Origin of the sequence: Streptomyces abyssomicinicus, assembly GCF_008974245.1 — a bacterium.
Classification (GTDB): Bacteria; Actinomycetota; Actinomycetes; order Streptomycetales; family Streptomycetaceae; genus Streptomyces; species Streptomyces abyssomicinicus.
This window is the reverse complement of sequence record NZ_BBZI01000005.1, coordinates 1,013,006-1,039,187: the sequence shown is the minus strand read 5'-3', so window position 1 is coordinate 1,039,187 and position 26,182 is coordinate 1,013,006. Positions and strand designations below refer to the sequence as shown.

At 71.0% G+C, this 26,182-nt stretch carries 14 protein-coding genes, 1 tRNA gene and 2 pseudogenes; 10 read left to right on the top strand and 7 right to left on the bottom strand.

Annotated elements, in window-relative coordinates; translation table 11 throughout:
- Nucleotides 1-38: 38 nt before the first annotated feature.
- Both GBN72_RS04215 and GBN72_RS04210 read left to right on the top strand, forming a co-directional pair.
- Nucleotides 39-3,965 carry a CHAT domain-containing tetratricopeptide repeat protein gene (locus GBN72_RS04215; protein WP_151770242.1) on the top strand — a complete coding sequence of 1,309 codons (3,927 nt, stop codon included), beginning with the start codon at nt 39-41 and terminating at the stop codon, nt 3,963-3,965.
- A gap of 260 nt (nt 3,966-4,225) precedes the next feature.
- Nucleotides 4,226-5,174, top strand: a pseudogene (locus GBN72_RS04210) (integrase core domain-containing protein).
- 168 nt (nt 5,175-5,342) lie between these two features.
- On the opposite strand, the gene GBN72_RS04205 reads toward GBN72_RS04210, so the two are convergent.
- From GBN72_RS04205 to sucC, 5 genes are all read right to left on the bottom strand, one after another.
- A tRNA-Leu gene (locus GBN72_RS04205) sits at nt 5,343-5,427 on the bottom strand.
- A gap of 208 nt (nt 5,428-5,635) precedes the next feature.
- Nucleotides 5,636-6,850, bottom strand: a complete 1,215-nt coding sequence (locus GBN72_RS04200; RefSeq protein WP_151770241.1) for a cellulose-binding domain-containing protein — start codon at nt 6,848-6,850, stop codon at nt 5,636-5,638.
- A 300-nt stretch (nt 6,851-7,150) separates the two neighbouring features.
- Nucleotides 7,151-8,719: an aldehyde dehydrogenase family protein gene (locus tag GBN72_RS04195; RefSeq protein ID WP_151770240.1), complete on the bottom strand. Its 1,569-nt coding sequence runs from the start codon at nt 8,717-8,719 to the stop codon at nt 7,151-7,153.
- 928 nt (nt 8,720-9,647) lie between these two features.
- A complete protein-coding gene (gene sucD, locus GBN72_RS04190) occupies nt 9,648-10,526 on the bottom strand; it encodes a succinate--CoA ligase subunit alpha (protein ID WP_151770239.1) in 879 nt (292 codons plus the stop codon).
- A gap of 11 nt (nt 10,527-10,537) precedes the next feature.
- Nucleotides 10,538-11,668 carry an ADP-forming succinate--CoA ligase subunit beta gene (gene sucC, locus GBN72_RS04185; RefSeq protein ID WP_151770238.1) on the bottom strand — a complete coding sequence of 377 codons (1,131 nt, stop codon included), beginning with the start codon at nt 11,666-11,668 and terminating at the stop codon, nt 10,538-10,540.
- A gap of 160 nt (nt 11,669-11,828) precedes the next feature.
- On the opposite strand from sucC, the gene frc reads away from it, so the two are divergent.
- The 3 genes from frc (at nt 11,829) to GBN72_RS04170 (ending at nt 16,752) form a co-directional block, all read left to right on the top strand.
- Nucleotides 11,829-13,073 carry a formyl-CoA transferase gene (gene frc / locus GBN72_RS04180; protein ID WP_151770237.1) on the top strand — a complete coding sequence of 415 codons (1,245 nt, stop codon included), beginning with the start codon at nt 11,829-11,831 and terminating at the stop codon, nt 13,071-13,073.
- Nucleotides 13,074-13,078: 5 nt separating this feature from the next.
- Nucleotides 13,079-15,211: an acetate--CoA ligase family protein gene (locus tag GBN72_RS04175; RefSeq protein ID WP_151770236.1), complete on the top strand. Its 2,133-nt coding sequence runs from the start codon at nt 13,079-13,081 to the stop codon at nt 15,209-15,211.
- Between the two features lie 179 nt (nt 15,212-15,390).
- Nucleotides 15,391-16,752: an OFA family MFS transporter gene (locus GBN72_RS04170; RefSeq protein ID WP_151770235.1), complete on the top strand. Its 1,362-nt coding sequence runs from the start codon at nt 15,391-15,393 to the stop codon at nt 16,750-16,752.
- Nucleotides 16,753-17,896: 1,144 nt separating this feature from the next.
- Here GBN72_RS04170 and GBN72_RS36160 read toward each other — a convergent pair.
- Nucleotides 17,897-18,913 (bottom strand): annotated as a pseudogene (locus GBN72_RS36160) (LacI family DNA-binding transcriptional regulator); the annotation flags it as partial.
- Nucleotides 18,914-19,134: 221 nt separating this feature from the next.
- On the opposite strand from GBN72_RS36160, the gene GBN72_RS04160 reads away from it, so the two are divergent.
- The 5 genes from GBN72_RS04160 (at nt 19,135) to GBN72_RS04140 (ending at nt 24,816) form a co-directional block, all read left to right on the top strand.
- Entirely contained in the window at nt 19,135-20,862 is a 1,728-nt protein-coding gene (locus GBN72_RS04160) for an ABC transporter substrate-binding protein (protein WP_151770234.1), read from the top strand.
- Nucleotides 20,863-21,001: 139 nt separating this feature from the next.
- The gene (locus GBN72_RS04155) at nt 21,002-21,994 is read left to right on the top strand and encodes an ABC transporter permease (RefSeq protein WP_151770233.1); all 993 of its coding nucleotides are present in this window, start codon (nt 21,002-21,004) and stop codon (nt 21,992-21,994) included.
- Nucleotides 21,994-22,983, top strand: coding sequence for an ABC transporter permease (locus GBN72_RS04150; RefSeq protein ID WP_246212239.1), 990 nt, complete (start codon nt 21,994-21,996; stop codon nt 22,981-22,983). Before GBN72_RS04155 ends, GBN72_RS04150 begins: the two co-directional genes overlap by 1 nt.
- 4 nt (nt 22,984-22,987) lie before the next feature.
- Complete coding sequence (locus GBN72_RS04145) at nt 22,988-23,929, top strand: ABC transporter ATP-binding protein (RefSeq protein ID WP_151770232.1); 942 nt, start codon at nt 22,988-22,990, stop codon at nt 23,927-23,929.
- Entirely contained in the window at nt 23,929-24,816 is an 888-nt protein-coding gene (locus tag GBN72_RS04140; protein WP_151770231.1) for an ATP-binding cassette domain-containing protein, read from the top strand. The genes GBN72_RS04145 and GBN72_RS04140 overlap by 1 nt, the downstream gene beginning before the upstream one ends.
- Nucleotides 24,817-24,878: 62 nt before the next feature.
- Here the strand turns inward: GBN72_RS04140 and GBN72_RS04135 are convergent, their stop codons facing one another.
- Nucleotides 24,879-26,051 carry a sugar phosphate isomerase/epimerase family protein gene (locus GBN72_RS04135; protein ID WP_151770230.1) on the bottom strand — a complete coding sequence of 391 codons (1,173 nt, stop codon included), beginning with the start codon at nt 26,049-26,051 and terminating at the stop codon, nt 24,879-24,881.
- Between the last annotated feature and the right edge of the window lie 131 nt (nt 26,052-26,182).

The window sequence follows — 26,182 nt, the reverse complement described above, 5'->3', positions numbered from 1 at the left end:
ACAGCGGTCCGCAGGCAGGAACAGGGGGACACGGAACGATGAATCACGGGCGTGGTCTGAGTACATTCGAGCGCATTACGGGCATCCTGACGCGTGTCCCCAAGGGTTCGCTCGACGGGACCGACCTGGGTCGGCGGGCCTACGCGGCATGGCAGAAGTGGTTGGCGGACACCAGCGACAAATCCTCTCTCGAGAAGGCGACGAGCCTCTACGAGGAAGCGCTGCAGGGCATCTCCGAGTTGCATGCTCAATACCGCGATCTTGTGGATCAGGTGGCGGGCTGTCACCGGAACCTCTGGCTGATCGGAGGAGATCCGCACCACCTCCGGGTGGCGCTGGACCTGTGGAACAAGAATGTGGTGAGTACGCCGGCGCACGAGGTACACAGGTGGGCGGAAATCTGTTTGGCAATCATGCAGGTCCATGTTCTGCGGTTCGGCGCGACCAGCGACATGACCGACGCACGTCTGGCCGAGGAGTGCCACCGGTCGCTGTCCGCCGTGCTCGGCCATCAGCCATGGGCGCCTGGCCTGCGCGCCTCTGCATTCCTCACCGCAGCCCAACTTGCCGCCGTGCAGGGCGACAGGAACAGGTGCGACCAGTTGCTCAAGCAGGCCCGGCAGGCGTTCGGCGGCCCCCTCGTCCCCGCTTCGGAACCGGAGCTCGAGACCTGGTTCCGGTGCCTCGACCTCCGCAGCCGTTTCCTGCGCAAGCTCTACCAGAGCACATACGACGACGTGCGGTGTCAGGAGGCCCTGGCCCTGATTTCCTGCGGCATCAGTGCGTTCGGTGAACAGCCGGGGGATTCACAGGCCCTGATCATGCGCCGGGGCGACGTCCGGCTCACCCGCTACCGGCTCCTCGGACAGGAGAAGGATGCCGCGGGCGCACGCCAGGACCTGGAGACAGCGTTGCATCTCTGCCCCACCGAGCAGGTGAAGCAGCGCTCCGATCTGAAGCGTGCCCTGACCGTGCTGTCGGTGCTGATGTCCCGGGACACTCAGCTCGCCGTGGCAGACCAGGAGGCGGCACTCCGCCTTGCCGAAGAGAGCCTGGCCTCGACGCAAGCCGAAGCCGGTTCGGTGGACCACGCACTGCACGTACTGGTGCTGGCCGAGGCCCGCCAACAGTTCGCGCGGCACCCCGGTATCGCCTCGTTGCGGGAGACCGCCGACCTGTACGAGCAGGCCCTCTCCGCTCTGCACGGCACCGAGCACGCCTGGGAAGCCCACTCTGGGGTCTGCAGTCTCCGCAAGGCGCTCTACGAGGCGGAGGGGCATTTTGAGCATCTGACGGCCGCGATCAGCCACGCGGAACAGGCGTTGGCACTGTGCCCGGCGCGCGACGTGCAGCGAGAAGGTCCCGTCCTGCGTTCCGAGCTCGGTCACCTTCTCCTGCTGCGCTACGAAAGGGACGACTGCCGGGAGGACTACGAGCTGGCGCTGCAGCGCACCCGCGAGGGTGTCGAGCGCGTCGAGCTGGCGCGTTACCCGGGCGCGGCACCCCTGTGGGCGAACCGCGTCTCCAACCATGCCGTGGCACTCGCCGCGCCGGGACCCCACAGAGACGTGGCCGCCGCCGAGCGGCTCCTGCGCGACGCCCTCGACAGCGAGAGCCTTCCGCTGTACGACCAGGCCACTCTGCACCACAACCTCGGAACCGTGCAGCGGGAGGCAGGCGAGGCTCGGCAGGACGGCAGCCAGCTGCGCTCAGCCATCGCGCAACTGAGAATGGCCGTCGCCCTCGCACAGACGGACAGCCGCATTCGTCGGCTCGCCCAACGCAACCTGGCCCTGGCCCAGTACGCCTGCTGGCGGCTCGAGGGGCACTCCGAACTGCTCGACCAGGCAGTCGAGACCGTCGATGCCGCGCTCGAGGAAGCCTCGGAAACCGGTGAGACTTACGTCCGGACCCCTCAGTACCCGCTTCTGTTGGCCGACCTCGGTGCGTTTCTGGTGGCCCGGGGGGAGCACCATGCCGAGATGGAGGAAGGCGCTGCCCGAGGTCTCGCCAGCCGGGACCTGGAGCGAGCCGTCGTGGTGCTTGAAACGGCGCTGCGGTTCCTGCCCTCCAGTCATCGCCTCTGGGCGACCGCCCGAGCCCAGTACGGCCAGGCTCTGAAGTCACTCGGGCTGCTCGCCGGTGATCGGAACAGGGAACGAGAACTGACCGTGCAGCGGCAGGCCATGGACGCGCTGCACGAGGACGACCCGGTCTGGGCAGATCATGCACTGCTCCTGGCCCGCGACCTGGCCGACACCGAGCATCCGACGCCCGAGGAGGCCGACGAGGCCTGGGACCTTCTTCTGCGGGCCGCCCGGCATACCTTGAGCCCTCCTCTCAGCAGGTGGCACGCAGCCTTGAGCGCAGCTTCGCTCCGCGGCGGGCAAGGAGACTGGTCGGCAGCCCTGGACGCGTGTGTCGAGGCGATCGCCGTACTGCCGCAGCTTGCCTGGGGCGGCCTGGCCTTCGACGACAAGCTGCGCGTGCTCGGCAACACCTCGCAGTCCGTCTCCGACCTGGCGGCCATCGCCCTCAACGCCGGGGCTCCGGAGCAGGCTTTGGAATTCCTCGAACATGGTCGCGGCCAACTGCTTTCACAGGCCCTCGACCTTCGGTCCGACCTTCAGGCCGTCGACGTCCAAGACCCCGCGTTGGCAGCGCGGCTCGCCCTGATCCGAGACGATCACGACCCTCGCGCAGGCGACGGGGACGGAGCGGGAATGTTCCGCAGACGGCGCCAGCACGACTGGGACGACTTGGTCCAGCAGGTGCGCCGACTGCCCGGCCTGGACGGCTTCCTCAAGCCCATGCCCTGCCACGACCTCGTCGCCACCGCCGAGCACGGTCCCGTTGTGGTCCTCAACTCCAGCGAGCTGCGGTCCGACGCGCTGGTCCTCCGCGACGGCTCCCTCACGGTTGTACCACTGCGTCTGTTCCAGCACGACAAGGCTGTGCTACGTACGCGGAAGCTACTCCAGATGCTGCATCCGGCGGAGGACGAAACGGGCGAGCTCCACGAACTGCGGGAGTACCTGACGGACCTCATTGACTGGCTGTGGGTGACGGTGGCCGAGCCGGTGCTGAGTGCCCTGGACCCGGTGGGCGAGGCGGGTGGTGTGGCACATCCGCTTCCGCGCATCTGGTGGTGCCCCACCGGTGTGTTCAATCACCTGCCGGTGCACGCGGCGACGCAGGGCCCAGACGTGAGAGATCCGGATGGCCCGGCGCGGGATAGCCTCGCCAACCGGTTCGTTTCCAGTCACACACCGACGCTGCGCGCTCTCAAGGCGGCACGCGAGGCCGAGAAGCATCGAGTGTCGGCGACGACGTCCCCCGTCCTCCTCGTCGGGGTAAGCAGGGTGCCCTCCGACCCAGGGCTGGAACCGCTCACCAACGTCACCAAGGAGATCGACGCGGTATCCCAGCTCTTCCCACGGGCCCTCCCCCCACTGTGCGACGAGGAGGCCACCCGGGACGCCGTCATCCAACGGCTGCGGGCCGGCGGATGGTTTCACTTCGCCGGACACGGTGACCAGAAACCCGAGGAACCGGACGGGCTCCTCTATCTGTGGGACCACGAGACCAGCGGCTCCCTCCGCATCAAGGACATCGCCCACCTGCGCCTCGAACGCGCCGAACTCGCCTACCTGTCGGCCTGCAACACCCACCTGGCACCGAGGGCCCACACCGACGAACCCGTCAGCCTCGCAGGGGCCCTTCAGCTCGCCGGATTCCGGCACGTGGTCGCCGCCCAGTGGCCATTGCAGACCATCCGGGCCAAACGGATCGCCACCCTCTTCTACAGGGAGCTTCTCGAGCCGGTGGCCGGTGGGGGCGGCCGGGCAACCCCAGCCGCAGCCTCCAATGCGGCATACGCCCTGCACCGTGCGATGTGGGAACAGCGCCACGACCGTCCTGAGATGGTCGAGGTGTGGGCCGCGTACGTGCACCTCGGACCGTGACCTGGCACGCCTAAAGACTGGGGACTCTGCTGCGCAATTCGCTGCGGGGGTGAGGGCCGGTCCGCGGTGATCGTTTCTGAGGTCGCTTCTTCGCCGTGTGCGGCCGTGGAGGCGGTAGGGCATGTCGATGCGGCCGGTGGGGCTGCCGGAGATCCCGTAACAGACCGTGGCGGTGGCGCGGGCGGCTTTCCCTGTGGGGCTCGTAAAGTCATCGCCGCAGGTCAGGACGTAGAGCGTTCTCGGCTGGGAGCATGTCCGCCGTGATCCTCTCGATGCTGTACAAGGTGACCCGCGGGCTGCTGTCCGTCCCCGGTGTGCTGCTCCGCCGCAACACCGCCAGGGACGCAGAGTTGCTCGTGCTCCGCCACGAGAACGCGGTGCTGCGCCGTCAGATCGCCGGCGCAGTTCGCTACGAGTCCGCAGACCGGTTCTGGCTGGCTTCACTCTCCAGCCTGATACCCCGGCACCGCTGGCGCGACGTCTTCCCAGTCACGCCCGGGACCCTGCTGGCATGGCACCGCAGGTTCATCGCCGCGAAGTGGGACTACAGCGCCCGGCGCGCCCGCACGGGACGACCGCCGACCAAGGCAGCACTCAAGAAGCTGATCCTCCAGCTCGCTCGCGAGAACGCACAGTGGGGTCACCGGCGGATCCAGGGCGAGCTGGTCCGACTCGGGCACCCCATCGCCGCCTCCACAGTTTGGGAGATTCTCCACGCGGCCGGCATCGATCCAGCCCCGCGCCGTACCGGCCCGACCTGGAAAGAGTTCCTCACCAACCAGGCCCAGGGCATCATCGCCGCCGACTTCTTTCACCTCGACACCGCCCTCGGACGCAGGCTGTACGCAATGGCGTTCATCGAACATGCCACCCGACGCCTGCACATCACCGGAGTCACCGCCAACCCCACCCGCGACTGGGCGGTACAACAGGCCGCGGGCTCCTCGGATGAACGCCCACTGTGAACGGGTGATCGGCACCATGCGGCGCGAGGCCCTCGACCATGTCCTCATCATGAACGAGGCCCACGCCCGGCACGTCCTGGCCGCGTATGAGCAGCACTACAACGAGCACCGCCCCCACCGGGCCCGTAACCAAGTACCGCCAGACGCAGGCCAACAACCCGTCGCCGCGCACGAACCCGAAGGCAAACTCCTACGCACCCGAATCCTCGGCGGCGCCATCAACCAGTACCGATACGCGGCTTGACCTGCAGCGACGACTTTCCGAGCCCCACAGGCGCAGCGGCTACAGAGCGCCGAAGCCGAGGCCAAAGCGGCTCTCTACGAAGCCCTGGGCATCACTGTCCGCTACGAAAACGCGACGAGGACCGCGACCGTCAGGTCGAGGCCCTCGCATGCGTATCGTTGGAGTGTGTGTCCGAGGGGGGACTTGAACCCCCACGCCCGATAAAGGGCACTAGCACCTCAAGCTAGCGCGTCTGCCATTCCGCCACCCGGACTAGGTGTTTCGCCGCGTTCGGGGCGTTCCCCTCGGCGACGTGGATAACCATACCAAGGATCGGGGGTGGGTTTCACCTGCATATCCGCTGGTGGGCGGCATGCAGCGGGGAGCGCACGGAGAGTGATGGCGGAGGGAGGCTGGGGCCGGGCGGCGCAGGTCGGTGCCGCTGCGCCGCCCGGAGCTGTGAGGTGTCGTGCCGGCGCCTCTCAGCAGGGGATGTCGGAGCTGCTGACGGCCACGTCGTCGAACCACAGGGTGTCGTCGCCGACGCCGTAGCTCTCCCAGCCGAGCCGCAGGCCGGTGGGCCGCGGGGCGGTGGTGCGGGACAGCCACTGCTGGTCGATGTCACCCGTGGGGACGCCGTCGGCGTGCAGACCCGGGACCTGCTGGTCGTTGAGCCAGGTGTCGAGGTTGCCGTTCGAGGTGTCGATCTTGAACTTCAGGCACTGCCAGCTGCCGGTCGGCAGGGGCTTGCTCTGCGCGACGCCGTTCGGGCTCTGGGCGGGCAGGGTGGCGTCGTCGATCTCGCGGTTCCACTGCAGGGCGCTGTTCTGGCCGCCGATGCGCAGCGTCTTGCCGCCCTGGGAACTGTCGGGCATGGAGACGAAGGAGACGTGGGCGGCGGGCAGCGCGGTGGTGTGGCGGACCCACATCTTGATGTACATCTGCGGGCCGACCGTGGAGAGGTCCTTGGTGTAGGAGAGGAAGGCGTGGTTGCAGTAGCCGGCCTTGCCGTCGACCCGGATCGACTTGCTGCCGGCGTGCGCGACCGAGCTGTCGACGGCGACCGTGCCGGTGCCCTGGCAGTCGGGGGCCTCGAACTTCCAGTCCCCGGAGGGCGCGGTGCCGCTCTGGGTCTCGAAGCCGTCACAGAGCTTGGCGCCGCCGCATCCGCCGCCCGGCGGGGGTGTGGTGGGCGGGGGTGTGGTGGGCGGAGGCGTGGTGGGCGGCGGGGTCGTCGGCGTGCCCGGATCGGTCGGGGTCACGGCGCCGTTGCAGGCCACGCCGTTGAGCGTGAAGGCGGTCGGCGTGGGGTTGGCGGACTGGTAGCTGCCCTGGAGCCCGAACTCGGCGGAGGCGCCGGTGCCCAGGTTCGCGTTCCAGCCGGAGCCGGTGGCGGTCACGGTCCGGTCGTTCTGGGTGACGGTGGCGTTCCAGGAGGAGGTCACCTTCTGGTCACCGGCGTAGCTCCAGGCCAGGCGCCAGCCGGAGATGGCGTCGCCAAGGTTGGTGACCTTGATGGCGGCGGTATATCCGCCCGTCCACTGGTTCACGGTGTAGTCCACCCGGCAGCCCGCTGCGGCGGCGCTGCTGGCGGGCGCCGCTACGAGGGCGGACAGGAGGAGGCCGACGGCGGAGAAGGCCGCCAGGAACGCCGCCGTCCAGGGACGGTGGCGTAATCGTGGGAGAACGGTGCGCACGGGGACCTCCGGTGTAGGGGGTGGCAGAGCGGTGGGAGCGCTCCCACAACATCACAGCGACTCCCGCGGTGCCCTGTCAACGCATGCACCGAGCTTTTTGGACCGTCATTACACAGGGCGGGGCACGAGGCGGCGGATACGGGCTGAGGCGGGGCAGGTCCGGACGGTTCGGGAGAGGAGCGGAGGGCGGCCGGCCTCCCCAGCACCCCCGGGAGGCGGGAGAGGGGCGGGCGCGGCGGCGGCCGGCGTCCCCCGCGCCCCGGGAGACGCCGGGCGGTGGTCAGAGGTGCGGGGGGCCGGTCACGGCATCAGGTGGTGGTCGGGGAAGTTGCCCGGCAGGCGTTCACCCGCGGGGCCCTGGGTGACGGCGCGGACCAGGAGGTCGCCGCCGATGAAGGCTCCGCGCCAGGAGTGGCCGAAGCCGCCGAAGAGTTCGTCGCGGTCCCCACGGGACCGGGGGCGGTTGTGGCCGGTCTTGAACGCGCGGATCTGTGGGGCCAGGCGCTCGTGGACGGACGGGTCGTCGGTGGAGAGGGTGGCGACCAGGGCGCCGTTGGAGGCGTTCATGGCGGCGAGGAGTTCGGCCTCGGTGTCGACGAGGACGATGGTGTCGACGGGGCCGAAGGGTTCGGCGTGGTGGAGCGGGGAGGACGGGGGCGGGTTGAGGAGGGTGACCGGCTGGACGTAGGCGGAGGTGTCCTGACCGGGCAGGAAGCGGGCGGGGTCGTGGCTGCCGCGGTGGAGCGGGACGGCTCCGCGGTCGATGGCCTCGGCGACCTGGTCGTGGAGGTCCTTCGCCTTCGCGGCGTTGATGACGGGACCGAAGTCGAGGTCGGGGTAGGGGTCGTCGGGGCGCTCCACGGCCAGTGGGTGGCCGACGCGCAGGGACCGGACGGCGGGGAGGTAGGCGGCGAGGAACTCGTCGAAGAGGGTGCGCTGGACGACGAAGCGAGGGTAGGCGGTGCAGCGCTGCTTGCCGTAGTCGAAGAGGGTGGGGATCACGGCGGACAGGGTGTCCCAGTCGCTGTAGTTCCAGACGCCCCAGGTGTTGAGGCCCTCCTGTTCGAGGATGTGCCGTTTGCCGAGGTCGGCGACGGCGGTGGCGACGGCGGCCCCGGTGTCGCGGCCTCCCACGAAGGAGACGCAGCCGATCTCCGGGGCGCGGACCAGCGCGCGGGAGAGTTCGCCTCCGCTGCCGCTGACCAGGGTGACCGGGACTCCTTCGCGTGCGGCGAGCGCACAGGCCAAGGTGAGGCAGGCGACGCCGCCGTCGGTGGGCGTCTTGGCGATCACCGCGTTGCCGGCCAAGGCCTGCACCAGCATGGCGTGGACCAGGACGCTCATCGGGTAGTTCCAGCTGGCGATGTTGGAGACCGGGCCGTCCAGCGGTGCCCGGCCGTCGAGCATGCGGTCGATGTTCTCGGTGTACCAGCGCACGCCGTCGATGGCCCGGTCGACGTCCGCGGTGGCCAGCCGCCAGGGCTTGCCGATCTCCCGGACGAGGAGGAGGGAGAGCAGGTCGCGGTGGTGGGCGAGGGCGTCGAGGGTGGCCGCGACCCTCGCCCGGCGTTCGGGCAGCGGCACGTGGCGCCAGGCCCGGTGCCGGTCGGCCGCGGCGCGGACGGCGGCGTGCGCGGTGGCGGCGTCCAGGCGCGGGGCTCCGGCGACGGGTGTGCCGTCGACGGGGCTGGTCGCGGGCAGCGGGTGGCCGTCGGGGTGCCAGGCGTCGTTCCAGAGGTTGAGGACGCGGTCGTCACGGAAAGCCTCGGGGGCGGCGGTGAGGGCGCGCTGCCACGCGTCGGTCCAGGAGGTGTGGGCCTTGAGCGTCAAGGGCGACGGGTGCGTCGAGGACGTGGTGGGGAACGGCATGGGGTCTCCGGTTTTGGTCGAGGTGGCCCGACGGTGACGGCCCGGCGTGCGGTCCGGTGGGGCGGGCCGGGGTGTGTTGTGGGAGTGCTGCCGCGCGGCTGCCGGGGGACGTCGCGGAACTGTCCTGGCGCTGCCGCGCGGCGGCGCGGGGGCTGGGCCGGAACGCACCGCGGCCGCAGGACTGCCGCGGCACAGCCGCCGGGGGCGTGGGTCGCCGCCGCGGCCGCCGGGTGCCGCAGCGGATTCCGCAGCTCGGCCGCACCCGCCCCACGGCGGAGCGGCCGAGTGGCGACCGGGCGGTGACCGACCGGCAACCGGGCGGGCGCGCCACGCCGAGGACCGATGGGCTGGGAGGGAGCGCCCCGCCCAAGCCCGGCGGCCGAGGCTGGCACCACCCCGGGAGCCGGTCGCCCAGGCGGGCACCCGGCCGACAGCCGCTACCCCGGGCTGGTGCCCGCCAGGAGCCGGCGCCCACGACGGGCACCACGCCGCACCGCGCCACAAGCAACGGACAGACGAGCGCCACACCGACGCCCAACGGCCGAACGAGCGCCGCGCCCCACCCAAGCCCGGCAGCCGAGCCGAGGCTGGCACCACCCCGGGAGCCGGTCGCCCGGGCGGGCACCCGGCCGAGAGCCGCTACCCCGGGCAGGCACCCGGCCGAGAGCCGCTACCCCGGACGGGTGCGCGCCAGGAGCCGGCGCCCACGACGGGCACCACGCCGCACCGCGCCACAAGCAACGGACAGACGAGCGCCACACCGACGCCCAACGGCCGAGCGAGCGCCGTGCCGCGCCCAAGCCCGGCGGCCGGGGCGGGCACCACCCCGGGAGCCGGCGGCCCGGGCGGGCGCACCCTGGAGCCGGTGCCCCGGCGGGCACCACGCCACGGGGCAGCCCCCGGCACCCAGGCCTCAGCCCCCGCGAGGTCAGCCGCCCAGGAGGGTGGTGGCCAGGCGGGCGGTCTCGGTGGGGGTGGAGCCGACGCGGACGCCGACAGCCTCCAGCGCGGCCTTCTTGGCGGCGGCGGTGCCCGCCGAGCCGGAGACGATGGCGCCGGCGTGGCCCATGGTCCTGCCCTCCGGCGCGGTGAACCCGGCGATGTAGCCGACCACCGGCTTGCTGACGTGGTCCCGGATGTACGCGGCGGCGCGTTCCTCCGCGTCGCCGCCGATCTCGCCGATGAGGACGACGAGCCGGGTCTCGGGGTCGTCCTCGAAGGCCCCCAGGCAGTCGATTTGGGAGGTGCCGACGACCGGGTCGCCGCCGATGCCGATGCAGGTGGAGAAGCCGAAGTCGCGCAGCTCGTACATGAGTTGGTAGGTGAGGGTACCGGACTTGGAGACCAGGCCGATGGGGCCGGGCTTGGTGATGTCGGCGGGGATGATGCCGGCGTCGGACTGGCCGGGAGTGATCAGTCCCGGGCTGTTGGGGCCGATCACACGGGTGCCGTTGCGGTGCGCGTAGGCGGTGAGGGCGACGGTGTCGTGGACGGGGACGCCCTCGGTGATGACGACGGCGAGGCCGATGCCCGCGTCGGAGGCCTCGGTGACGGCGGCGCGGACGTGGGCGGGCGGCACGAAGACGACGCTGACGTCGGCGCCGGTGGCCTCGATGCCCTCGGCGACGGTGCCGAAGACCGGGACCTCGCGGTCCCCGAAGTCGACGGTCCGGCCGGCCTTGCGCGGGTTGACGCCGCCGACGACGTCGGTTCCGGCGGTCAGCATGCGGCGGGTGTGCTTCATGCCTTCGCCGCCCGTCATGCCCTGGACGAGGACCTTGCTCTCCTTGGTGAGGAAGACAGCCATCTCCGTGCTCCTTAAGCCGCGTTGGCGAGGTCGGCGGCGCGGCGGGCGGCGCCGTCCATGGTGGCGACCTGCTCGACGAGCGGGTGCGCGCGTTCGGCGAGGACGGCCCGGCCGCGGGCGGCGTTGTTGCCGTCGAGGCGGACCACCAGCGGCCGGGTGGGACGGACGTCCTCCAGCGCGCGGACGATGCCCTCGGCGACGGCGTCGCAGGCGGTGATGCCGCCGAAGACGTTGACGAAGACGGACTTCACGGCGGGATCGGAGAGGATCACACGGAGGCCGTCGGCCATCACCTGGGCGGAGGCGCCGCCTCCGATGTCGAGGAAGTTGGCGGGGCGGGCGCCGCAGCCGGCCACCACGTCCAGGGTGGACATGACGAGACCGGCGCCGTTGCCGATGATCCCGACCTCGCCGTCGAGCTTGACGTAGTTGAGGCCGCGTTCGGCTGCGAGCGCCTCCAGCCGGTCCTCCGCCCCGGTCTCATGGTCCGCCCGACGGGAATGGCGGAAGCGGGCGTTGTCGTCGAGGGTGACCTTGCCGTCGAGGGCCATGATCTGCCCCTGGGCGGTACGCACCAGCGGGTTGACCTCGACCAGCAGGGCGTCCTCGGCGACGAGGACCTTCCACAGGCGCACCAGCACGTCCACGGTCCGCATGGGCAGGTCCGCCGCCTCGGCGATCTTGGCGGCCACCGCCGCGGTCACGCCCTCCGCCGGGTCGACGGGGACCCGGGCGACGGCGTCCGGCCGGGTGGCGGCGACCTCCTCGATGTCCATGCCTCCCTCGGCGGAGGCGATGGCGAGGAACCGCCCGGCCGCCCGGTCGAGGACGTAGGAGACGTAGAACTCGTCCTCGATGTCGACGGGTTGGGCCAGCATCACGCTGCGGACGCGGTGGCCCTTGATGTCCGTGCCGAGGATCTGGCGGGCGGTGAGCTCGGCCGCGGCGGGGTCGGCGGCGAGTTTGACCCCGCCCGCCTTGCCTCGCCCGCCGGTCTTCACCTGGGCCTTGACCACGACCCGCCCGCCGAGTCGGCGGGCGATCTCGCGTGCCTCCTTGGAGGAGTCCGTCACCTCCGCGCGCGGCGTCAACACGCCGTAGTCGTCGAAGAGTTCCCTTGCCTGGTACTCGAACAGGTCCATTCCGGCTCCTGATTGAAAGTGCCGCACGCCCCCTGGACACCACCGACCGGATGCGGGATAACAAGCTTCATACAGTATTCGTCGACTGTATGCAATGTACGAAGCGGTAGCGCACGGCGCGGCACTCCGACCGGACGATGTACAAGTGAGGTGACCGACGGTGACCACCGTTGCGACAGGAAAGGCCCTCGACGGCATCCGGGTACTGGACATGACGCATGTCCAGTCCGGACCGTCCGCCACTCAACTGCTCGCCTGGATGGGTGCGGACGTCGTGAAGCTGGAGGCGCCGTCCGGCGACATCACGCGCAAGCAGCTGCGTGACCTCCCGGACGTGGACTCGCTCTACTTCACGATGCTCAACTGCAACAAGCGCAGCATCACGCTCAACACCAAGACGGAGCGCGGCAAGGAGCTCCTCACCGAGCTGATCCGTCGTTCGGACGTGATGGTGGAGAACTTCGGCCCGGGCGCCGTGGACCGCATGGGCTTCACCTGGGAGCGCATCCAGGAGATCAACCCGCGGATCGTGTACGCCTCCATCAAGGGCTTCGGTGAGGGCCCGTACACCGACTTCAAGGCCTACGAGGTGGTCGCCCAGGCGATGGGCGGTTCGATGTCCACCACCGGGTTCGAGGAGGGGCCGCCGACCGCGACCGGGGCCCAGATCGGCGACTCCGGCACCGGCGTGCACACCGTCGCCGGCATCCTGGCCGCGCTGTACCAGCGCGAGCACACCGGGCGCGGGCAGCGGGTGAACGTCGCCATGCAGCACGCCGTGCTGAACCTGTGCCGGGTGAAGCTGCGGGACCAGCAGCGGCTGGCGCACGGGCGGCTCGCCGAGTACCCCAACGAGGACTTCGGCGACGAGGTGCCGCGCTCCGGCAACGCCTCCGGCGGCGGGCAGCCCGGGTGGGCGGTCCGGTGCGCGCCGGGCGGCCCGAACGACTACGTGTACGTGATCGTCCAGCCGGTCGGCTGGAAGCCCGTCACCGAGCTGATCGGCCGGCCGGAACTGGCCGACGACCCCGGGTGGGCGACGCCGGAGGCCCGGCTGCCGAAGATCGGCAAGATGTTCCAGCTGATCGAGGAGTGGTCCTCGCAGCTGCCCAAGTGGCAGGTGCTGGAGCAGCTCAACCGGCACAACATCCCCTGCGGGCCGGTGCTCTCCACCAGGGAGATCATCGAGGACGAGTCGCTGGCGGCCAACGGGATGGTGGTGCGCGTCCCGCACAAGGAGCGCGGTGAGTTCGTCACCGTCGGCAGCCCCATCAAGCTCTCCGACTCTCCGGTCGAGGTGCAGAGCTCCCCGCTGCTCGGCGAGCACAACGAAGAGGTCTACGTCGGCGAACTCGGTCTCGGTGACGAGGAGTTGCGCCGTCTCAAGTCGAACGGAGTGATCTGAGGGTGATGGCCGACGACAGGCTGCAGCGGGTGCGTGAACTGCTGGACGCGGTGCGCGCCGAGGGCCGCACGGCGCTGACCGCGCCGGAGGGCAAGGTGGTCGCCGACGCGTACGGCATCGCCGTGCCGGGCGAGGCGCTCGCCCGGGACGTGGAGGAGGCGGTGTGCGCCGCGGCGCGCTTCGGCGGGCCCGTGGTGATGAAGATCGTCTCTCCGGACATCCTGCACAAGACCGACGCCGGCGGTGTGGTGGTGGGGGTCGAGGGTTCGTCCGCGGTGCGTGCGGCGTTCCTGCGGATCGTGGAGAACGCCAGGGCCTACGACCGCGAGGCCCGGATCGAGGGCGTGCAGGTGCAGGAGCTGCTGCCGTCCGGCCAGGAGGTGATCGTCGGGGCGGTGACCGACCCGACGTTCGGCAAGGTGGTGGCCTTCGGGCTCGGCGGTGTGCTGGTGGAGGTGCTCAAGGACGTCACCTTCCGGCTGGCGCCGGTGGACGCCGACGAGGCGCTGGGCATGCTGGACTCCATCCGGGCGGCCGAGGTGCTGCGCGGGGTGCGCGGCGCGCCGGCGGTCGACCGGTGGGCGGTGGCCGAACAGATCCGCCGGGTGTCCCAACTGGTCACGGACTTCCCGGAGATCGCCGAGGTGGACCTCAATCCGGTGATCGCCACACCGGACGGGGCGACGGCCGCGGACATCCGGGTGATCCTCGCCGGGTCCACGCCCCGCCCCCGCCGCACGTACGGCAGGGAAGAGATCCTGGCGTCGATGCGCCGGCTGATGCAGCCGTCCTCGGTGGCGGTCGTCGGGGCCTCCAACGAGCCGGGGAAGATCGGCAATTCGGTGATGCGGAACCTGGTCGACGGCGGCTTCTCCGGCGAGATCCATCCGGTGAACCCGAAGGCCGACGACATCCTGGGCCGCAAGGCGTACAAGAGCGTCACGGACGTCCCCGGCGAGGTCGACGTGGCGGTGTTCGCCATCCCGGCGCGGTTCGTCGGGGCGGCGCTGGAGGAGGTGGGCCGCAAGGGGATCCCCAACGCGGTGCTCATCCCCTCGGGCTTCGCGGAGACCGGGGAGCACGAGCTCCAGGAGGAGATCGTCGCCATCGCCGAACGTCACGGCGTCCGGCTGCTCGGGCCGAACATCTACGGCTACTACTCCACCTGGCAGGACCTGTGCGCCACGTTCTGCACCCCGTACGACGTCAAGGGCGGTGTGGCGCTGACCTCGCAGTCCGGCGGCATCGGGATGGCGATCCTGGGCTTCGCCCGAACCACCAGGACCGGGGTGTCCGCGATCGTCGGACTCGGCAACAAGTCCGACATCGACGAGGACGACCTGCTGACCTGGTTCGCGGAGGACCCGCACACACAGTGCATCGCGATGCACCTGGAGGACCTCAAGGACGGCCGGGCGTTCGTGGAGGCGGCCCGGGCGACGGTGCCGAAGAAGCCGGTGGTGGTCCTCAAGGCGGGCCGCACGGCGGCCGGGGCCAGGGCCGCCGGGTCGCACACGGGCGCGCTGGCCGGGGACGACGCGGTGTACGACGACATCCTGCGCCAGGCGGGGGTGATCCGGGCGCCCGGGCTGAACGACATGCTCGAGTACGCGCGGGCGCTGCCGGTGCTGCCGACACCCAAGGGCGACAACGTGGTGATCATCACCGGGGCGGGCGGCAGCGGCGTGCTGCTGTCGGACGCGGTGACCGACAACGGGCTGTCGCTGATGGAGATCCCGCCGGATCTCGACGAGGCGTTCCGGCGCTACATCCCGCCGTTCGGCGCGGCCGGCAACCCGGTCGACATCACCGGCGGCGAGCCGCCCTCCACGTACGAGGCGACGATCCGGCTGGGGCTGGAGGACGACCGGATCCACTCGCTGGTCCTCGGCTACTGGCACACCATCGTCACCCCGCCGATGGTGTTCGCGGAGCTGACCGCGCGGGTGGTGGCGGAGTACCGCGAACGCGGCGTCGAGAAGCCGGTGGTGGCGTCGCTGGCGGGTGACGTCGAGGTCGAGGAGGCGTGCCAGTACCTCTTCGAGCGCGGCGTGGTGGCCTACCCCTACACCACGGAGAAGCCGGTGGCCGTACTGGGCGCCAAGTACCGGTGGGCGCGGGCGGCGCGCCTGCTGTGACGGCGGCCGGCGCGGGCGGCATCCATGACGGCGCGACGGACGGGTGGTGGTCGATGAGGGCGTGAGGCGACGGGGCGGCCGACGGTGCGGTCGGCCGCTGCCGGGACCCGTGCGCACACGAAAGGAATTGGACAGGGGGCGCTGGCCAGGTCTTTCGAACGCGAGGGGTGCATTCCGACGTGACAGCCACCGACGATCTCGCAACACCACTTCCGTACAGGGAAGTCACGGACAGCAACGGCCGTGTGTACCGGCTGGGCGAGTCCGACATCGACATCATGGGCCGCAAGCGGATATGGATGGTCGTCCTGCCCTGGGTGGGCATGATGGGCATCTCCTCCGCCGAGTACGCGTTCGCGTCCGCGGAGGACACCCTCCACGCGGCGCACCACTGGGACAGCGGGGCCATCTACTGGATGATGACCGTCTGGGTGTTCTTCCAGGCGGCGGTGGCCTTCCCGGCGGGCAGGCTGCGGGAGAGCGGCCGGCTGCCGGCCCGCTCCGCGATGATGCTCGGCGCGCTCGGCACGCTGCTGGGGTACGTGTCCCTCGCCTACGCGCCGCACGTGATCCTCGCCTTCATCGGCTTCGGCATGTTCAGCGGTATGGGCGCGGGCATGGTGTACGCCACCTGCGTCAACATGGTGGGCAAGTGGTACCCGGAGCGCAGGGGCGGCAAGACCGGCTTCGTGAACGGCGGTTTCGCCTACGGTTCGGTGCCGTTCGTGTTCATCTTCACCGGGTTCATGGACATCGGGAACTTCCGGTGGGTGCTGATCGCGGTCGGCCTCTTCCTCTCCGCGGTCGTGGGCGTCGCGGGGTACTTCTTCAAGGACCCGCCGAAGAACTGGTGGCCCGCCGAGGTCGACCCGCTCAACCCGCCCGAGGACCCGCGTGCCCGCCGCTCGCTGGAGAAGAACCCGCCGGCCGTCAAGCAGTACAGCCCCCTGGAGGCGTGGAAGACCGGCCGGGTGGCGCTGATGTGGTTCTGTCTCGCCTGTACGTCGGGCGTGAACATCTTCGGCATCGCCTTCCAGGTCGACATCGGCCAGGAGGCGGGGTTCGCCGCGGGGATCGTGGCCACGGCCATGTCGCTGAAGGCGATCGTCAACGGCACCGGACGCGGTGTCATCGGCTGGCTCTCCGACCGCTACGGCCGCAAGCAGTGCCTGATCGCCGTCTGCGTCATCCTGGGGCTCGCCCAGTTCGGCATCATCTGGTCGGCGGACATCGGGAACCTGCCGCTGTTCCTGGTCTTCTCCGCCATCTCCGGATTCGGCGGCGGAGCCATCTTCCCGATGTTCGCCGCGTTGACCGCCGACTACTTCGGTGAGAACAACAACGCCACCAACTACGGCATGGTCTACAGCTCCAAGCTCGTCTCCGGTCTGGGCGCGGGCATGGGGTTCATGGTCGTCGACGCGTGGGGGCTCGACGGTGCCTTCACCCTGGCGGGCTGCATCTCGTTCTTCGCCTGCGTCGTGGCGTTGTTCCTCTCGCCGCCGGGGCGTGAACGGCGCGGTCTGATCAGTTTCCGGTGACTTCGGGAGCGGCCCGGCCGGTGCCGGCCGGTCCTCCCCCGCGTCGCCGCACGGAAGGGCCCTGCCGGGTGCGGCGGGGCCCTTCCGTGCGGTGACGCGGCTGCCGTCACCGCCCTTGGCCTCCGCCTGCCGTGGGGCGGCCCGCAGGGGCGGAACGTCGTCCCCGCCGCGCCGGGCGGGGTCGCCGAGGCGGGGCCGCGTCCTCGGGCTCCAGCGGGCGGACCGCTCGCCGCGGACGCACCGCCCGCGCCCACCCGTGCCGCCCTCGGCGGCACGATGGCCCGCAGCACGCGAACGGCTCCGCCGACGGTGCCCGTCCGCACGCGGCGCGGCCAGGGGCTGCCTCCCCGCACGCGAAGCGGCGATACGGCGCGTCGCGCGGAGACGGTCAGACGTCCGCCGGGCCGTGCGAGCGGCCACGTTCCGCCGCCGCGGCACGATCCGGCCCCCCGGCCGACGCGGAGGCACCGGCGGGCCCTGGCGTACACGCGGGAATCGGGGCAACGCCGGACACGGGCGCCTCAGCGGCCGTCGGGGCCACGGCAGACGCGGCGGTCTCGGCGGACGCGGGAGCCTCGGCGGGCGCCGGGGCAACGGCGGACGCAACGTCCCCGGCCGGCCCGGGTACCCCGGCAAGGGGCAGGGCACCCGCGGACACCGCCCCCACGGCGGAGCCCGGAGCCGCGGCTGAAGCGGCGGCCCCGGCGGACGCTGAGGCCCCGGCGGGCGCCGGGGCAGGGGCCGGGGCAACGTCCCCGGCCGGCCCGGGTGCCCCGGCAAGGGGCGGGGCACCCGCGGACACGGCCCCCACGGCGGAGCCCGGAGCCGCGACCGAAGCGGAGGCCCCGGCGGACACGGAGGCCCCGTGTGGCGCGGGTGCACCGGCGGACGCGGGAGCCTCGGCGGGCGCCGGGGCAACGGCGGACGCAACGTCCCCGGCCGGCCCGGGTGCCCCGGCAAGGGGCGGGGCACCCGCGGACACGGCCCCCACGGCGGAGCCCGGAGCCGCGACCGAAGCGGAGGCCCCGCCGGACACGGAGGCCCCATGTGGCGCGGGTGCACCGGCGGGCGTGGGCACCCCGGCGGGTGTCGGGGCAGCGGTGGACGCGGAGGCCCCGGTGTGCGCGGGCTGCGGGGTGGGGGTCGGGGCGACGGCGGTGCTGCCGCGGGGGAGCAGGCGGGCCGGTTCGTCCTCCAGGCCCTCCGCCCACCCCTCCTCCACCAGCGTGAGCAACGCCCGGACGGCGTGCCGCCCGTACGCGGGGATGTCCCGGTTCAGCGCGGTGATCCCCGGCCGCACCACCCGGGTCAGCTGGGAGTCGTCCCAGGCGACCAGCGACAGCTCTCCCGGGACCCGCAGCCCGAGTTCGTCGGCGACCGACAGCCCGGCCACCGCCATGATGTCGTTGTCGAACACGATCGCCGTGGGCCTGCCGGGTCCGATCAGCAGCGACCGCGCCGCCCGCGCGCCCTCCTCCCCCGAGTAGTCGGTGTGGACGATGGCGGGCTCCGCCATGCCCAGTTCCGCGCAGACCGCGCGGTGGGCGCGGTCGCGGCGCTCCGTGTGGTCGAGGGAGCGCAGCCCGGCGACCCGGGCGACCGAGCGGTGCCCCAGCGCGTGCAGGTAGCGCAGCGTCTGGGCCAGCGCCGCCGCGTCGTCGGACCACACCGCGGGCAGCCCGGCCGCGGCCTCCGGGTGGCCGATCGCCACCGCCGGCAGGCCCAGTTCCCGCACCAGCGCGATCCGCGGGTCGTCGGCGCGCAGATCGGTCAGCAACACGCCGTCGACGCGGCCCTCGCCCCACCAGCGCCGGTGGACCTCCATCTCCTGACCGGCGTCCGCGACGAACTGGAGCGTCAACGCCTTCCCCTGGACGGCCAGTTCGTCCTGCATGCCGCTGATCAGGCCCATGAAGAACGGTTCCGCGCCGAGCAGCTGGGCCGGCCGGGAGGAGACCAGCCCCACGGCGTCGGCCCGGGCCCGGGTCAGCGCCCGTGCGGCGCTGTTGGGCCGCCATCCGATCTCCCGGGCGATCCGCTTGATCTCGGCGCGGGTCCCGGGCGACACGCCGGGCCGGTCGTTGAGCGCGTACGAGACCGCGACCTTGGAGACACCCGCTCGACGCGCGATGTCCTCCATGGTGGGGCGCCGCCTGGACATGTGACCTCGCTTAACCGCTTCACTTAAGTGGAATCATCGTAGCGGCTCAGCCGCATGTCGAGGTCTGCCCTCTCGGAGCACTGGCGTAACAACTCCCTTATAACGAAGCCACGGGAGCGCTCCCGCAACCCCTTGACACGACCGCCCGGCAGGTTGAGACTTCCGCCACTTACCCGGTTCAGTTGGCTCCGCCCAAAGACGGGCGGGGAGGGAGTAGACCGATGCGCGTCCGAGCGCGGTTGTTCGCTCTGTTGGCCGTCGGCGGCATGGTCGTCACGGCGTGCACGGGCGGGGGGTCCTCGACGACCTCGAACGGCAAGGGCTCCGTGGGCGAGGGGGGCCTGCCGAGGAGCGAGACGCTGTACACCAGCGGCACCATGTGGGGTCCGCCCGCCAACTACAACCCCCTGCACAACTGGGACCACGCCACGGGGACCAAGGGACTGGCGTACGAGACGCTGTTCCACTTCGACCCGCAGGCCGGCGAGCTCAAGCCCTGGCTGGCCGAGGGCGGGGAGTGGACGGACGACAAGACCTACGAGGTGAAGCTCCGCTCCGGGATCACCTGGTCCGACGGCAAGCCGCTGACCGCGAAGGACGTCGTCTTCTCCTACGAGATAGGCAAGCTGGAGGCCTCCTCGTTCCACACGCTGTGGGACTGGCTCTCCAAGGCCGAGGCAGTCGACGAGCAGACCGTGCGCTTCACCTTCAAGGAGTCGCGTTACCAGGAGTGGGACTTCACCCTCTACGGGCAGCCCGTCGTGCCGGAGCACGTGTGGAGCGCGCTGTCCGACGAGGAGGTCCTCAACGGCGTCAACGACAAGCCGGTGGTCTCCGGCGCCTACAAGCTCAAGAGCCACGGCCAGGACCGGGTGGTCTGGGAGCGGCGCGACGACTGGTGGGGTGTGAAGGCACTCGGTCTGAAGCCCGCGCCGAAGTACATCGTCGACATCTCCAACCCCAGCAACGAGGTGGTCATCGGCCAGATCGGGCAGGGGCAGCTGGACCTCAGCAACAACTTCCTCCCGGGCGCCGCCTCGATGATCAAGACGGGCAAGGCCGTCTCGTACTACGAGGGACCGCCCTACATGCTGTCCGCCAACACCGCCTGGCTGGTGCCCAACACCACCCGCAAGCCGATGGACGACGCCGCCTTCCGCAAGGCGCTGGCGTACTCGGTGGACATCAACAAGATCGTCAAGGGTGTGTACGGCGACCTGGTGCGGCCCGCCGACCCGACCGGCCTGCTGCCGCAGTGGGACAAGTTCATCGACAAGGAGCTGACCGCGAAGAGCGGCTTCAGCTTCGACACCGCCAAGGCCAAGACCCTGCTGGAGGACGCGGGTTACAAGGACACCGACGGTGACGGCCTGGTGGAGAACAAGAACGGCAAGAAGCTGCAGCTGAAGCTGATGGTGCCGTCCGGCTGGACCGACTGGATGGAGGCCGCCAAGGTCATCTCGGAGAGCGCCAAGAGCGCGGGAATCGACGTGAGCACCGAGTTCCCCGACCAGAACGCGCTCAACGACCTGCGCTCCAAGGGTGAGTTCGACCTGGTGATCAACAACGAGCGGCAGCTGTCCAACACCCCGTGGACGTACTACGAGTACATGTTCCAGCTGCCGGTACGTGAGCAGCAGAACACCGTGAACTTCGGCCGCTACGAGAACGAGGAGGCCTGGAAGCTCGTCAACGAACTCGGCGGCGTCAAGACCGACGACGAGGCGGGCATGAAGGAGGCGACCTCCAGGATCCAGGAGATCCAGCTGGAGGAGATGCCGGTCATCCCGCTCTGGTACAACGGCCTGTGGTCCCAGTCGACGACCGGCACCTGGACCAACTGGCCCTCGGAGAAGGGCGACAACCACCACGCGCCGACGCTGTGGCGCAACTGGCTGGAGCTGGGTGGCTTCGAGGCGCTGACCGGACTCAAGCCCGCCAAGAAGTAGGCGAGCCCCGCGGCCGTGGCGGCCGCCGGACGCACCGCACCCGCCGGGACCCTCCGGCGGGTGCGGGGAGCCTCCGGCGGCCGCCCGGACGCCGCCCGGACGCCGCCCTCCCCCGCCACCCCAGATACTGGAGTCACCCTTGCGCCGCTATTTCGCCCGCAAGCTCCTCGTCTACGTCCTGACCTTCGTCTTCGCGGTCACGGTGAACTGGCTGATCCCGCGCTTCATGCCGGGCGACCCCGTCTCCGCGATGATCTCCCGGGCCAGGGTCTCGCAGCCCGAGGCCGTCGAGGCCATGCGGGCCTACTACAACGAACTGTTCGGCTTCGACCGGCCCGTGTGGGAGCAGTACCTGCACTTCTGGGGCTCCCTGCTCCAGGGCGACTTCGGCCTGTCGATCTGGGTCTTCCCCCAGCCGGTCAGTGAGATCATCCTGGGCGCGCTGCCCTACACGCTCGCGCTGATGATTCCCGCCATCCTGCTCAGCTGGTTCGTCGGGAACTGGCTCGGCGCGCTGGCCGCCCGCCGCAAGGTGCTGGACAACACGGTGCTGCCGGCCGGCTACCTGCTGACGGCCATGCCGTACATGTGGATCGCCGTCCTGCTGGCCTGGCTGTTCGGCGCGAAGGCCGGCTGGTTCCCCGTCTCGGGCGGGTACAGCCTGGACATCCAGCCGACCTGGACCTGGCACTTCTTCACCGACGCGCTGCACCACTGGGTGCTGCCGTTCCTCTCGCTGTTCCTGGTGGCGCTGGGCGGCTGGGCGATCGGCATGCGCAACATGATCATTTACGAGCTGGAGGCGGACCACTCCTCCTACCTGTCCGCCCTGGGCGCGCCGCAGCGGCTGATCCGCCGGTACGCCTTCCGCAACGCCGTCCTGCCGCAGATCACCGGCCTGGCACTGCAGTTGGGCGTCCTGGTGGCCGGCGCGCTGGTCACGGAGATCGTCTTCAACTATCCGGGCCTGGGCAGTCTGATCCTCGCGGCGATCCAGAACCGCGACTTCTTCCTGCTGCAGGGCACCTTCCTCTTCATCGTGATCGGCGTGCTGATCGCCAACTTCATCATCGACCTCGTCTACGTGGTCGTCGACCCCCGGACCCGCACCGGCATGGCGGGAGGCCAGTAATGAACGCGATGCCCCCACTCGGCGAACCGGCCTCCGAGCCGGCCGCGACCTCCGCGCCGGCCCAGGAGGCCGCCCGCGAAGCCGCCAAGGAAGCCCCCAAGGAGACGGCCGGGGAGACGGGACGGCCGGCCGCCCCGCTCAGTCCCGGCCGGGAGACGCTGCACTACGCGGTGCGCAACCCCAAGCTGCTCATCGGACTGGGCGTCGTGACCGTGCTCCTGCTGACCGGGCTGTTCGGCCCGTTCCTGATGGACGGCACGGACCCCAACGCCTACTCCGGATCGCAGGCGGTGCCGCCCTCCGGCGAGAACTGGTTCGGCACCACGACCTTCGGACAGGACGTCTTCGCCCAGTTCGTCCACGGCCTGCGCGCGACCTTCCTCGTCGGGGTGATCGGCGGCGGCATCGCGGCCGTGATCGCCATGCTGGTCGGCTTCTTCGCCGGCTACCGGGGCGGCGTCGTCGACGAGGTGCTGACCATGTTCACCAACATCGTGCTGGTGATCCCCTCGCTGGCGGTGCTGCTCATCGTCAACGCCTACCTGGGCGTGCGCAGCGTGCCGGTGCAGGGCCTGTTCATCGGGCTCACCTCGTGGCCGTGGGCGGCGCGGGCCATCCGCGCCCAGACGTTCAGTCTCCGCACGCGTGACTTCGTCGACCTGGCCCGGCTCAGCGGCAGCCGCACCTGGCGGATCATCTTCCGCGAGATCGCGCCCAACATGAGCTCCTACCTGTTCATGACGTTCATCCTGCTGTTCGGCGGCGCGATCCTCATCGCCTCCTCCCTCGACTTCATCGGCCTCGGCCCCACCGACGGCGTCTCGCTGGGTCTGATGCTCCAGAGCGCCCAGCAGTGGAGCGCGCTCCAGCTCGGCATGTGGTGGTGGTTCGTGCCGCCCGGGGTGGGCATCACCGCGGTCGTCGGCGCGCTGTACGTCGCCAACGTGGGTCTGGACGAGGTGTTCAACCCCAAGCTGAGGGAGTCGTAAGAGCATGACCCTGACCGTCGACGACCTCCGGGTCCACTACCGCACGCTGCGCGGCGACGTCCGCGCCCTGGACGGCGTCAGCTTCACCGTCTCCGACGGCGAGATCCTCGGCCTGGTCGGCGAGTCCGGCTGCGGCAAGACCACGCTCGGCAAGTCCCTGATCCGGATGGACGGCCGGATGCGCCACATCGGCGGCACCGTCACCCTCGACGGTGACGAGGTCCCGGTGGGCGACGACCGCGCCATGAACGCCTTCCGGTTCCACCGCATCTCGCTGGTGCCCCAGTACTCGATGAGCGCGCTCAACCCGACCCGCCGGATCGGCCGGATGATCCGCGAACTGCTCGCCTCGCGCGGGGTCTCGGTGGACACCGAGGAGCTGCACCGGCGTCTGGCGCTGGTGGGCCTCAAGCCCGAGGTGCTCGAGCGCTACCCGATCGAGCTGTCCGGCGGCATGAAGCAGCGCACGGTGATGGTCATCTCCACACTGCTCGACCCCTCGCTGCTGGTGGCCGACGAGGTGACCAGCGCGCTGGATGTCTCCAACCAGAAGGCGGTCGCCCACGCCCTGGTGGGCCTGCGCGACCAGGGCCTGGTCACCAGCATGGTGTTCATCACCCACGACCTGGCCCTGACCTCGCACATCGCCGACACCATCATGGTGATGTACGCGGGCAGGCTCGCGGAGAAGGCTCCGGCGGGCGTCCTGACCACGGCGCCGCGCCACCCGTACACCCGCCGGCTGCTCGCCGCGCTGCCCGAGGCGGGCGTGCGCCGGTCCCAGGGGCGCCTGTCGGGCATCGAGGGGAGCCCGCCGTCCCTGCTCTCCCCGCCCGCCGGCTGCCGGTTCCGCGACCGCTGCCCGCTGGCCGACGACCGCTGCGCCGAGCAGCCGCCGGTCGTCGAGGTCGCCCCCCGTCACCACGTAGCGTGCTGGAAGGCCTGATGCTGACACTCGACCGCGTCACCAAGACGTTCCGCACCGGTACCTTCTCCGGCAGCACGCTCACCGCCGTGGACCGGGTCTCCTTCTCCGTGGACCGTGGGGAGGTGGTCACGCTGCTCGGGGAGAGCGGGAGCGGCAAGTCCACCCTGGGCCGCATGATCCTCGGCCTGACCGCGGTGAACGAGGGCTCGCTCACCCTGAACGGCGAGCCGGTGCGCCCGGGGAAGGAGTACTACCGCCGGGTGCAGGGGATCTTCCAGGACCCGTTCAGCTGCTTCAACCCCGTCTTCAAGGCCGACCGGATCTTCGCCCTGGTCAAGGACGCCTACCATCCGCGGGTGTCCGCGGCCGACTGGCGGACCCGGGTGGAGGGGGCGGTGCGCGACGTGCGCCTCGATCCCGCGCAGGTGCTCGGGAAGTATCCGCACCAGCTCAGCGGCGGCCAGCTCCAGCGCCTGCTGATCGCCCGCGCGCTGCTGCTCGACGGGCTGGAGATCCTGGTGGCGGACGAGATCACCAGCATGCTGGACGCCTCGACCCGCATCGACGTGCTCAACCTCCTGGGCGACCTGCGCGAACGGGGTCTCGGGGTCCTCTACATCACCCACGACCTGTCGCTGGGCACCTACCTGGCGGAGAGCACGGTGGTCCTGCGCAACGGGCGGATCACCGAGCGCGGGGCGACGGAGAAGGTGTTCGGCAACCCGCTGCACCCGTACACCCGGCACCTGCTGGCCGCGGTGCCGCGTCTGGGGGTGGACTGGGCGGACGCCGAGCCCGTGGAGGAGTGCGTGTTCCACGCGGCGGGTGCGGAGGGCGACCTGTACGAGGCGGAGCCGGACCACTTCGTGGCGTGCGCGCGGCTCCCGGAGTGCGAGGGGCGCTGACGCCGCCGCCGTGCGCGCGGCCCGTGGCGGGGCTTCCCGCCACGGGCCGCGCCGCGTCGGGCCTACTTCGTCCGGCGCAGGGCCGCGATGTTGCGGTAGCCGATCCGCGCGTGCTCCAGGGACTGGGCGGGATCGGTGGCGCTGGGGGCGTTGTCCTGCTCGACCATCGGGTGGTGGGTGGTGCGGTGACCCACGCGGGAGAAGAAGGTCCGGTAGTCGATCACTCCGGTGCCGAACGGCACCATGCCGTAGCCGTTGCCGCTCGCCGTGTCGACGACTCCGTCCTTGGCGTGGAACAGCGGGTAGCGGCAGTCGTTGGCGACGACCAGCGCCGCCGGGTCGAAGACGTCCTGCCGGACCGAGCCGTCGTGGGCGGTGTAGGAGCGGAACTTGTACTGGGCGACGTGCGCCCAGAAGACGTCCATCTCCAGCCACACCAGGCGCGGGTCGGTGACCTTGAGGAAGTACTCCAGCTTGCGGACACCGGAGCTGCGGGTGGGGCGGCCCTGGGCGTCCTGCGGGCCGCCGTCGAGGAGGAAGCCGTAGGCGGCGTCGTGGTTGTGGGTGTACAGCTTGACGCCGAAACTCCGGGCGATCTCGCCGAGGGCGTTCCACTTGTCGGCGGCGAGGTCCCAGTCGGCCTTGACCGAGCTGTTGGTGGGGTCGCCGCCGGTGCCCATGTGGTCCATGCCGAGGGTGGCGGCGATCTCCAGGTGCCGCTTGAACTGGTCGGTGTCGGCGGTGGTGAGCGGCCAGGAGCCCGGGATGAAGCCGTGGTTGCCCTGGGCGCGCAGCCCGTACTCGTCCAGCCAGGACCGCAGCAGCCGGGCGCCCGCGAGGGACTCCAGGACCGCCCCGCCGGGTGCGTTGGCGTGCTGGCCGTAGCCGGCGAACTCGACCTGGCGGTAGCCGAATCGGGCGAGCTGTCCGAAGACGGCGCGGAAGCCGGAGGGCAGGCCGGTGGAGAGCGGGTCCCGGCCGATGGCGTCGCGGACCGTGTAGAGGATGATGCCGCGGCGGGCGGCGGGGACCAGGACGGGCCCTCTGCCTTTGGTGCGGCCGCCCGCCACCGGGCCGTCGGCGGCGTGCGCGGGCGCCGCGCCGAACACCGGGGCGGCGATCGCCCCGGCCGCGACGGCGGTGCAGGTGGACAGGAATCCGCGGCGGCCGATGCGCAGGGCGCGGCGCAGGCCCTCGTCGGGGCTGTCGGTGGTGTGTGCGGGGTGGTGGTCCACGGGTGCCTCTTCTCTCGGGAGTCCTCGGCGGTCTCGGTGAGCGGTGGTGGTCCGTAGCGGCCTGGGGCGATCCCTCCTGTCCGGGTGACGGGCGGTGGACGTCGGGCGGTGGACGTCGGGCGGCGGGCGGC